Annotated in this window: 1 protein-coding gene; it reads right to left on the bottom strand. The window is 55.4% G+C overall.

The annotated features are described in order from the left end of the window. A partial coding sequence (locus E1297_RS35600; protein ID WP_155146897.1) for a YeiH family protein occupies nucleotides 1-702 on the bottom strand: 702 nt, incomplete at its 3' end. Nucleotides 703-831: the final 129 nt, after the last annotated feature.

Here is an 831-nt window from a genome sequence, read left to right as displayed (position 1 = left end):
GGCGACACGGATCAGTTTCACAAGTGTTGCGACCTCACCGGCTTCATCCGAAACCGAGAAACCAGCTCCGACAACCTGCGCCACGTCGTGGATCGTGCCACCGAGGAAAACTCCGGACACCTCTGCATCGAAATCAAAAGCTTCGGTCAGGATCGGGTAGGCGATCATGGCGATCGTCGAAAGGACCGTAACCGACAACACGGTAAAGATCAGGTTTCGTTCGGAATGTTCATTTTTGGGCAGGATTGCCGAAATCGCCATCGCTGCAGAGGCACCACAGATCGCCACGGATCCACCGGTCAAAACACCAAATCGCCATCCACGGCCCAGCAGACGCGCGCCCAGCAGTCCAAACAGGATGGTCAGGAACACGCCTGCGACCACGACTGCAATCAGCTGAGGTCCCAGATTCATCATGAGCTCTAAAGAGATACGCGCGCCCAGCAGTGCCACACCAAATCGCAGAACGGTCCGCGCGGTGAAATCAATGCCTGCCTTGCAATTTCCGGCATCGTCTTCGGCCAGAAAATGAAACGCGATACCTAGCAACAGCGCCATCAACATCGCTGGTGCGCCGTAATGTTCCGACAGAAATTGCGCAGCGACCGCAACAACAACGGACACAAGAAACCCGTTTCCGTTCCTACGAACAAAATTAACCGCCCCCTGAAGGGGCGACTGAGATGCACTCTTCGCCTGCATCGGTTTTCCTTACCTGAAATCACGCCTTTAATGGCGGAGTAGATCGAAATTCTCCGGGCCAGCCAAGGCCCGGAGGTAGTATTTTCAGGCCGCTTTCGCTTACGCCTCTTGCGGTGTCATGTCGTTTGC

It is taken from the genome of Roseibium sp. RKSG952, assembly GCF_009711355.1.
This window is presented reverse-complemented; position numbering and strand designations above follow the sequence as displayed.